We start from the raw sequence: 9512 nt of genomic DNA, 5'->3' as shown, positions 1-9512 counted from the left end.
TGATCCCTCAGGCCAGCGGCCCGAGGAACGGGGGCTCGTACCAGCCGCGCTCGCCCGCCGGCAACCGCTCCGGCCATGTCGCCAGCGGCGGCGGCGATGCAGACGGCTGCGGCGCGCTGCCGTCGCGTTCGACGCGCTGCATTCCGGTGAACAGCTGGAAGCCCATCTCGTCCGGCCCCTTGACCCAGAAGCCGTAGCTGATGCCCGCCGACAGCGCCGGCGGCAGCTCGACGATCTCCAGCCCTTCCGCCGTCAGTGCGTCGCGCGCGGCGAGGAGCTGGCCGTAGTCGGGAACGGCCAGCCCCGCCGCCGCGCGGAAGCCCAGCCCCGCGAACAGTCCGCGCTCGCACAGCACCAGCGAGTGATGTTCCTCGCCGGCGCGCAGGGAGACGCAGGTATGGCCATCGACGCTCCTCCGCTCGGTCTCGCGCAGCCCCAGCACGTCGACGTAGAAGCGTACCGAAGCCTCCAGATCGCGCACGTCAAGCAGCATCCGCCCCAGCCGCGTTACCCGGAACGGCCGCTCCGCGATGACGCCGCCAAGATCGAACGTCGCCGCGCCGTCGATCGGATCGCGCCAGCCGTCGAACACGTCGCCGCGCGCCGCCGCGCGCTCGACCTCGGCCTCCTCCGCGATCTGCGGCAGCGTGAAGCGCTCGCGGAAGCCGCGATCGTACATCGACACCGGCTTCGATCGGCCATCCCAGCCGATCTGCTCCATGCCGTAGAACAGTTCGTTGGTGTAGCCGTCCGGATCGGAGAAATAGACGTGCCAGTTCGAGCCGGGGCAGTCGCGCCCCAGCCGCCCGAGCACCGCGCGATCCTTCAGATAATCGATCCCGTCGCTCACCTGCCGCAGCGTACCGACCTGCCACGACAATTGCCCGACCATCGGCGAATCCGCGGGTGCGCGGGTGAGATGCGCCTCGCGACTGGCGAGCACCAGCGTGTGGTGATCGCTCGCACAGCGCACGAAATAGGCCTTGGCGAGATCGGGCGCGATCGTCTCCGGCATGTTGGGAAAGGTGACCGCGTCGCTGACCATCAAGCCGAGGCGGCGGCGCAGGAAATCGATCGTGCCGAGCAGATCGATGCTGGACCAGCCGGTATGACCCAGCCGCGCAATCCGGAACGGCCGCTCGCTCGCCACGCCCTCAACCGTATAATCCATTGCTCGTCGCTCCCGCCGCTGCATCGTTGGACGATGGCTTAGGAGCCCGGCAGCCGGGGCAGAAATCAGCGTTTCTTATGCGCCGGCATGATGCCTTACGCGGCAACGGCGGGCGTCGCCGCCCAGCATTCGAGCACCTCGTCGACCCGCTCCTTCAACGCCTCGACCAGCAAATCGGCGGCGCGCGAGCGAACCTTCTTGCTCGATTCGACCACCACCCAGTCGAGCGCCAGCGGCGGATCGGCCAGCGGTCGAATCGTCAGCCCCGCCCGTGGCTCGTCGTCGGGCGACCACATCATCGTCAGCGGCAGGATGACGTTCCACCCGTCGCGACGCACCAGCGACAGGCTGGCAAGCGAGTTCATCTCGATCACCTGGTCGCAGGTCACGCCGTGGGTGCCGAGATATTCCTCGATATGGATACGGCGCGAGAAGGTGTGCGGCGGCAGGATCATCTTCGCCGCGTCGATGTCGCGCGGGGCGATCGGCGTCGCGGGCGCGCCCTCCGCGCACACCAGCACTTCCGGGATGGTCGCGAAATGCGTGTAGGTGAGACCGGTCAGCCGCGTCGATGCGGGGGCGATCGCCAGATCGAGATGGCCCGATTGCACCCGCTGATACACCATCGGCCCGGCGAACTCGACGATCGACATGCGGATCGCGGGATATTGCGCGGAAAGCTTGCGGAAGGCGTGCGGGAAGGCAAGCTCGGTCAGCGTCTGGGTCAGCCCGATCGTGATGTCGTCATCGATCGTCTCACGCAGCGCCTGGACGGCCTCGCGTGCGGTATCGAGCGCGTGCAGCGCATCGTGGCAATAGCGGTAGAAGACGGTCGCCGCCTCCGTCGGCTGCACGTCATGACGCCCGCGCCGGAACAGCTTGACGCCGAGATGCTCCTCCAGGCTCGCGACATGCTGTGACACGCCCGGCTGGGTCGCATTCTCGCGCAGCGCGGCGCCGGTGAAGGAGCGTTCCTCATAAGCCGCGATGAACATCTGGATCGAGCGGAAGACGTTGACGAGCACGACGGACCTCGCTGGCACCCGCCGACCGATGGCGGGCAGCCAGCGTATCGCTATGCGTCATAGCCGTCCATAGCGCGCCGGGGTGGCGCGGTCGCGGCGCGGCTCAGGCGGCGGGCGCGGCGACCCGCCATTGCGCGACGAACGCCTCGGGATCAATCGGGTGACCCGAGGGGTTCGCCTTGAACGTGTCGGATGCCATGAACGCGGTCATCTCGTCGAAGGTGGAGAAGTTCTCGGCGGTGATCTCCACCGTGTTGCCGTCGGGATCGCTGTAATAGAAGCTGGTGATCGGGCCATGATCCGCAGTGCGCGTCGGCAGCTTGCCCAGATCGCGCCACGCCTCATACTTGCGGGCCAGCTCCGACTGGTCTGCGACCATCAGCTGCATGTGGTGGAGCCCGGGCAACGCCCCCTCTGCATCGGGCGAGAGCGCGCCGTCCTCGAAAACGCCCAGCGTCTGCGTATAGGGAAATTCGGTCGACAGCCGGAAGAAGCACACCCGCAACAGGCTGGGTCCCGGCTTCGCGGCGTCACCCCCGCCGGGGGCCGGTGCCTTGTCGCGCGGCAGCTGTTCGAAGAACGGATCGATCCCCAATATGTCGCGATACCATGCCTGCATCGCATCGTAGCGCGGGGTCTTGAGGATGATCTCGCTGATCTTCAGCGTGGAGCTTGCCGCCATCGGCGCGGTCTGCGTGGTCATCGCCTTGGTCCTCACTTGTCGGAGTGTCGCGATACGAAGGCGGCGACCGCCGCCTCCGCCAGTTCGATATCGATATGCGGTGGCGCACCCGACACGCCGACCGCGCCGACGCAGCTGCCGCCGACGATGATCGGCACGCCGCCCGGCCCGACCGTATGCGGCAGCCGCAACACAGAGGTCCGCCCCGCCTTCAGCATCGCATCATAATATGTCGTGGGCTTCCCGCCCTCCGAGGCGGACGCGGATTTCTCCAGCGCGCCCTGGGCCGCGAAAAGCGGCGCGCCGTCCATGCGCAGGTGGCATTGCGCAAAGGTGGTCGTATCGGTGACCGCCACGCACACCGCGAAGCGACGCGCGCGCGCGCCCTCCACCACATGATGCGCGATCGCGCGGGCATCGGCGAGCGACAGCGTATCTCGGCGCAGCATCATGCCGCTCCCGCCGATGTGCCGGGCACCGCCGGGCGCCCCGCGAGGAACGCGGCGACCCCCGCCTGCGCCAGCTCGGTATCCACCTCCAGCGCGGCCCCCGCGACGCCGACCGCACCGACGCAGCGCCCGTCGACCACCACCGGCTCCCCCCCCTCGATCGGCACCAGCGGCAGCCGCAGCGCGGACAGCCCCCCGGCCAGCACCTCACGCTCGAAGAAGGATGTGGGGACGCCCAGCCCCTCGGATGCGGATGCCGACTTGGCAAGCGAGCTTTCCACCGCGAAGAGCGGCGCGCCGTCCATGCGCAGGTGGCATTGCACGAAGGTCGTCGCGTCGGTCACCGCGACACATACCGCTTCGCCGCGCGCCTCCGCCGCAGCGACCACCGCATCGGCGATCACCTCGGCATCCTCCAGCGACAGACACAGACGGTTCAACATGCGCGCCCTCCCCTTCCTGTTATCGATATCGATGCGGACCTGCCGCGATGAGACGCCTCAACGCGCAAAGCGGAACACCGGCGAAACCTGGTGCGCGGCGATGTGCCAGCGGCCCTCCACCCGCACGAAGCGGCTGTGGATCTCGTTGAGCGCCGTCGGTCCCGGCGACGCCATCGGACCGGCGCCGGCTTCGGCGCCCGGCGCGCCTTCATACACCATATAGTCGGTCAGGCCCTCGGCGCTGTCTTCACCCGTCAACCACACGTGGGAGGGCGACAGCACGTGCCGGATGCGCTTTGCGGGATCGAAGCCGGCGAACATCGCGGCCAGTGCCTCGCGCCCGCGAATGTCCTCGCCGGTGCGGGTACGGAAATAGCCGTCCTCGGCGAACAGCGCGGGAATGTCGGCGACGCGGCGACGGTCGATCGAGCACATCAGCGCGACGACCAGCCGCGCGCATGCCCCCTCGTCGCTCTCGTCGCGCATCCTCTCGCCCTCCGCTGCTCTTCGTGCCGAACCACTAGCGCCTGGCCCGGCCATCACCTCATTATCTTCCCTTATGTCGAAGGATAAGGCGGGCGGTGCGACGGCGGCATGATCGTGCGGCATAACGAACGCTGATTTCTGCCCGCCTCCACACGGCTGCTACCCCCCGCCAACCGACGATGATCGGGCGGTTGAGGGAGCGACGCCAGCGATGTCCTATACGCGCAAGCAGTTGATCGAGGAACGGCGGGAAACGGCGATGCCCGCCGGCTTCACCTGGCCGGGCGGCAAGCGTCTGGGCGTGCTGCTGGGCGTCTGTCTCGAAGGCTGGGCCGACGGTGCGTGGCCGGGGCTCGGCCCGATGGGCAATCCGCTGCCCGCCGGCGCGGTGGACACCAACGCGCTGCACTGGGCCGAATATGGCGGGCGACGCGGCATGGCGCGCATTCTCGACGTGCTCCAACGGCGCGGCGCCAAGGCGACGATCTTCATCAATGGCGTGATGGCGCAACGCTTCCCCGCGCTGCTGAAGCGCGCCGCCGACGCCGGGCACGATATCGCCGCGCATTCGATGGCGCAGAACATCGTCCCCGCCAGCCTCGATGAAGCGGCCGAGCGGCGCAACATCGCCGATACCGTCGCCGCGATCGCGGCGGCAACCGGCGTCACCGCGCGCGGCTGGGCCAGCCCGCGTTTCACCCCGAGCCTCGCCACCGAACGGCTGCTCGCCGAAGCTAGCTTCGACTGGCACAGCGACCTGCTCGACGATGACCTGCCCTATCATGTGGCGCTGGGTGAACGCGGGCTGATCGAGATTCCGACCAGCGTCGAGGTCAACGACCTGCCGATGCACGTCCGCTCCGGCCACGCGCCACATCAGATGCTGCGCGTGTTCGAGGACACGATCGCCGCGATGCGCCGGCGCGAGGGCGAGACGCTGAAACTGGACGCGATCGTCCATGCGCACGTCTTCGGCCGGCCCGCGGGCGTGTGGGTGTATGACGAGATCATCCGTATCTCGCAGGAGAGCGACGACGTGTGGCTGGGCACATGGTCCGAGGTCGCCGCCCACGCGCGCACCGCGATCGGGGCCGCGTAAGCCACCATCGCGCCGGCAATTCTATTGCGACGTGTTTTATTTCTGGTATATGTTCATTATCATCGCGCCGAGAGCGATGCCGCACGGAGAGGCCGCAAGAGTCATGTTTTACGAAACGGACAAGAATGATCACGGCCTGCCGTTCAACCCGTTCAAATCGACCGTCATCCCGCGCCCGATCGGCTGGATCACCACGCTCGACGAGCGGGGCGGCGTCAATCTCGCCCCGTTCAGCCAGTTCAACAACATCGGCTACGATCCCGCCTATGTGATGTTTTCCGGCGGCGGCGACATCCGGCGCACCGGGCGCAAGGACAGCACGATCAATGCGATCGAGCGCGGCGAATTCGTCTGCAACATGGCGACCTGGGACCTGCGCGAGGAAGTGAACCTGACGGCGGCGGCGGTGGATCCCGAAGTGGACGAAGCCGCGCTCGCCGGGCTCGAGATGCTGCCCTCGCGCCTCGTCGCGCCACCGCGTGTCGCGCGCTCGCCGGTGCACCTCGAATGCGTGGTGCATCAGGCGATCACCCTGCCCGGGAACAGCGTGCGCAACATCATGACGGTGGTGATCGGCAAGGTCGTCGGCATCCACATCGCCGATGACGCGCTCACCCCCGAGGGACGGATCGACGTGAAGCGCATCCGCCCGATCTGCCGCCTTGGCTACATGGACTATGCCGTGATCGACGACACGTTCGAGATGCAGATCGCCGGCCCCCATGCCGAGGAGAACCTCCGGGGGCTCGCCGGCTCGGCGCGCGGCCGGCAGGCCGCCACCGTCTGAAACGCGAAAAGGAGAGAAGACATGGAGATCACGCCTCGCAAGGTGAACCCCGGCGACATGAGCGTCGAGCATCGCGAAGCCGCCAACCCGACGTTCAATCCCGGTCGCCGCGCCGAGATCAAATATCGCGACCTGGGCCTGGAAGCCGCAACCCGTGGCGACATGCGCGCCGAGGTGATGCACATCAGCGAGGGCACCAGCCGCCCGACCGGCTGGCATTATCACACCGCCGACGTGCAGTTCCTGCACATGATCAAGGGCTGGGTGAAGATGGAGTTCGGCGACGCCGGTGTCGTCACGCTGTCCCCGGGCGACTCGATCACCATCCCCGGCGGAACGGTGCATCAGGAGCTGTGCTCGTCCGACGACATGGAATTGCTGGAGATTTCCGTCCCCGCGAAACTGGGCACCGTCAACGTCGAAGCGCCCGAGTGGGCGCGCGAACGGTCTGACGATTATGGCGACCGGAGCGAGGTCCACAAGGTCGGTCACGCCGCAAACACCTGAGCCGCACCCGCTTCTTCTACCTCACGGGTCGCGATAATATCGCGGCCCGCCACCCGCTTTTTCCGGATCGCCCCCTTCCGATGACCGCTCGTATCTTCGTCTGCCGTGACACCGGCCTTGCCCCGCTTCTCGATGAGGTAATCGCCGGTCTGGAGGCGCGCGGGCACCAGATCGTGCGCGGCGCGATCGACACGCCGGGGCAGCGCAAGAGCTATGCGAATGCCGAACTGGCGATCTTCGCCGATGTCGATGCCGCGATCTTCACGCCGCGCCACGCCTGCACCCGCGCGGTGATGGCGGCAGCGCCACGGCTGCGCGGCGTATGCTCGCCGGTGATCGGGGTGGAATCGATCGACCTCGACGCCGCCGCCGACCTTGGCATCATCATCGGCCACGGCGCGGTACGCGAGAACGTCGTCGGCATGGCGGAGGCGACCGTCATGCTGATGCTGATGCTCCTCTACGACGTGCAGACGAACGTCGCCCGCATGCGCGACGGCCTGTGGCGGCGGAGCGGGCACCACGGTCATCAGATCGAGGGCCGCACCGTCGGCCTGATCGGCTTCGGGCGGATCGCGCGTGAGATCGCCCACCGCCTCGATGCGTTCGGCGCGCGCGTCGTCACTTATTCACCCCGCGCCCGCGCCGAAGACCTTCCCGCGCATGTCGGGCAGGTCGCGCTCGACACGCTGATGCGCGACAGCGACATCGTGACCGTGCTGACCGGACTGACGCCCGAAACGCACCACCTGATCGATGCGCGGCTGATCGCGATGATGAAGCCGACCGCCTATCTGGTGAACACCGCGCGCGGCGCGATCGTCGACGAGGCCGCGCTGACCGACGTCCTGCGCGACGGGCGGATCGCGGGCGCGGCGCTCGACACGTTCGAGATCGAGCCGCTGCCGGCGGACAGCCCGCTGCGCAATATGGCGAACGTGATCCCGACCCCGCATTGCGTCGGCCATACGGTCGAATGCTGGGAGGCGTTCGTCCCGGCGCTGATCGACAATGTCGAGGCAATGCTGCGCGGCGACCTGCCGCCTTATTGCAAGAACCCGGAGGTCGCGCCGCGCTGGCGCGCGCGCCTTGCCGCGATGGAAGGACAGGGATGATTTCACATGCGGAACTGGACCGGCGCTGGGCGGCGGTCCGCGCGGCGATGGCGACGCGCGACGTCGACTGGCTGATCGCGACGAGCGGGCACCCATGGGGCTATTATCGCTGGCTGACCGACCGCACCGGGCTCGGCGGGCCGCTGGTGGCGATCGGCATGGAGGGGCCGGTGATCCTCGCCAGTCACGGCGACGAGGTCCATCATCGCCCGCATGACAGCTATGGCGTGCGCCACGTCGCGAGCTGTTCGCAGCTCAACATGATGGCGAACAGCCATGCGCCACTGCTGGTGGCGGAGATGAAGGCGAAGCCGGTGCGCCGCATCGGCCTGGTCGGCACCGGGTTCATCCCGGTCGCCACCTATACCATCCTGCGCGACGCCTTTCCCGACGCCGAGTTCATCGACATGACCGATGCGATCGCGCCGATCAAGGCGATCAAGAGCGACGAGGAGATGGCGCTGATCCGCGAGGCGGCGGCGATGCACGACGAAGGCGTCGAGATCGCGCGCCGCGCGGTGCGCGCCGGGATCACCGCGCGCGACGTGGTGGAGGAGGTGCGCCGCCTGTTCACCGCCAGCGGCAGCGCGGCGCAGACGATGATGGGCGGCTCCGCACCGCGCGGCGAGATCTGTCGCTACGCCGGTCCGCTCGACCGTCGGATGGAACCCGGCGACACCTTCGTCATGCTGATCGAATGCTCGATGGCAAGTGGCTATTACAGCGAGGCGATGCCGACGATCTGCCTGGGCGAGCCCGATCCGGCGCTGCAGACCGCGTTCGACCGCGTCTGCGAAATTCAGGACCGGCTGGTCGAGGCGGTGCGCCCCGGCATGCTGCCGTCCGAATTGCTCGCGCTCAACGACGCGATGATGGCGGACTATGGCTATCCCGGCGAGACGCGGCTGCTGGGCCATTCGCAGGCGCTCGACCTGGTCGAGCGGCCGGCGTTCAGCCCATTGGGCGAGACGCTGCCGATCGAGCACGGCATGGTGATCTCGATCCACCCCACCGTGCACGCCCCCACCGCCTGGGGCTTCCCCAACAACATGAGCTTTCATTTCACCGCGAACGGCATGGAGCGCATGTTGAAGACGCCGCAGCAGATTTTCGTCGCGGGCTGAGCGCCGCCGTCGCCCCACAAGCGGCGGGTCCGTCGTCGATTTGACCGTGGCAGACCGCCCCCCTACCCTGCACGCGACCTATCACGCTTGCAGCCCAGGACTATCGATGCAGAAGGAGCCAGACCGTCGGGCCGCCGACGACATCTACGACCTGTGCGCCCGCGCCGACCACGAAGAGCTGGGCCTGCGCGACCGCCACCGTGTGGCGAAGCTGCGCCGCATCTCCGAGGCGACCTGCACCTTGTTCGCCGAACATGGCTACGACGGGACGACGCTGCGCGAGATTGCGCGCCGCGCCGACGTCGCGCTCGGCACCGTCGCGCTGTACGCCGACGACAAGCGCGACCTGATCGTCATGCTGTTCAACCAGCTCATTCCGCAGCACATGGACGTGGCGGCGGCGACGTTCGATGCCGACGCCTCACTTGCCGACAATATGGTGGCGTATTTCTCGCCCTTCTATGTCGCCTATGCGAACGACATCACCCTCTATCGCATCATCCTGGGGCAGATCTTCAACCGGACCACCAGCGTCCATGCGCGCGAGAATGCACGCATCCGGGTGCGGATCATCGGTCATCTCACCGCGATCGTCGATCATGCCCGCTCGCGCGGCGAGATCAC

At 67.7% G+C, this 9512-nt stretch carries 12 protein-coding genes; 6 read left to right on the top strand and 6 right to left on the bottom strand.

Features of this window, described 5'->3' with window-relative positions; genetic code table 11:
- Positions 1–7: 7 nt before the first annotated feature.
- From ACFDSW_RS12440 to ACFDSW_RS12415, 6 genes are all read right to left on the bottom strand, one after another.
- The gene (locus ACFDSW_RS12440; protein WP_375250609.1) at positions 8–1171 is read right to left on the bottom strand and encodes a VOC family protein; all 1164 of its coding nucleotides are present in this window, start codon (positions 1169–1171) and stop codon (positions 8–10) included.
- Between the two features lie 95 nt (positions 1172–1266).
- Positions 1267–2214 carry a LysR family transcriptional regulator gene (locus tag ACFDSW_RS12435; RefSeq protein WP_375250608.1) on the bottom strand — a complete coding sequence of 316 codons (948 nt, stop codon included), beginning with the start codon at positions 2212–2214 and terminating at the stop codon, positions 1267–1269.
- 85 nt (positions 2215–2299) lie between these two features.
- Complete coding sequence (locus ACFDSW_RS12430) at positions 2300–2899, bottom strand: VOC family protein (protein WP_375250607.1); 600 nt, start codon at positions 2897–2899, stop codon at positions 2300–2302.
- Between the two features lie 11 nt (positions 2900–2910).
- Positions 2911–3330, bottom strand: a complete 420-nt coding sequence (locus tag ACFDSW_RS12425) for a heme-binding protein (protein ID WP_375250606.1) — start codon at positions 3328–3330, stop codon at positions 2911–2913.
- Positions 3327–3770: a heme-binding protein gene (locus ACFDSW_RS12420; protein ID WP_375250605.1), complete on the bottom strand. Its 444-nt coding sequence runs from the start codon at positions 3768–3770 to the stop codon at positions 3327–3329. Before ACFDSW_RS12420 ends, ACFDSW_RS12425 begins: the two co-directional genes overlap by 4 nt.
- A 57-nt stretch (positions 3771–3827) precedes the next feature.
- Positions 3828–4256: a nuclear transport factor 2 family protein gene (locus ACFDSW_RS12415; RefSeq protein ID WP_375250604.1), complete on the bottom strand. Its 429-nt coding sequence runs from the start codon at positions 4254–4256 to the stop codon at positions 3828–3830.
- Positions 4257–4467: 211 nt separating this feature from the next.
- On the opposite strand from ACFDSW_RS12415, the gene ACFDSW_RS12410 reads away from it, so the two are divergent.
- The 6 genes from ACFDSW_RS12410 to ACFDSW_RS12385 form a co-directional block, all read left to right on the top strand.
- On the top strand, positions 4468–5355 hold the full coding sequence (locus ACFDSW_RS12410; protein ID WP_375250603.1) for a polysaccharide deacetylase family protein: 888 nt from the start codon (positions 4468–4470) through the stop codon (positions 5353–5355).
- A gap of 103 nt (positions 5356–5458) precedes the next feature.
- Complete coding sequence (locus tag ACFDSW_RS12405) at positions 5459–6142, top strand: flavin reductase family protein (protein WP_375250602.1); 684 nt, start codon at positions 5459–5461, stop codon at positions 6140–6142.
- 21 nt (positions 6143–6163) lie between these two features.
- Positions 6164–6649, top strand: a complete 486-nt coding sequence (locus tag ACFDSW_RS12400) for a cupin domain-containing protein (protein WP_375250601.1) — start codon at positions 6164–6166, stop codon at positions 6647–6649.
- Between the two features lie 80 nt (positions 6650–6729).
- Positions 6730–7764: an NAD(P)-dependent oxidoreductase gene (locus ACFDSW_RS12395; RefSeq protein WP_375250600.1), complete on the top strand. Its 1035-nt coding sequence runs from the start codon at positions 6730–6732 to the stop codon at positions 7762–7764.
- Positions 7761–8888, top strand: a complete 1128-nt coding sequence (locus ACFDSW_RS12390) for a M24 family metallopeptidase (RefSeq protein WP_375250599.1) — start codon at positions 7761–7763, stop codon at positions 8886–8888. The genes ACFDSW_RS12395 and ACFDSW_RS12390 overlap by 4 nt, the downstream gene beginning before the upstream one ends.
- 106 nt (positions 8889–8994) lie before the next feature.
- Positions 8995–9512: TetR/AcrR family transcriptional regulator (locus ACFDSW_RS12385; RefSeq protein ID WP_375250598.1), on the top strand; the 518-nt coding region annotated here is incomplete at its 3' end.

Origin of the sequence: Sphingomonas sp. (genome assembly GCF_042091075.1) — a bacterium.
In the GTDB taxonomy this organism is placed as follows: Bacteria; Pseudomonadota; Alphaproteobacteria; order Sphingomonadales; family Sphingomonadaceae; genus Sphingomonas.
This window is presented reverse-complemented; position numbering and strand designations above follow the sequence as displayed.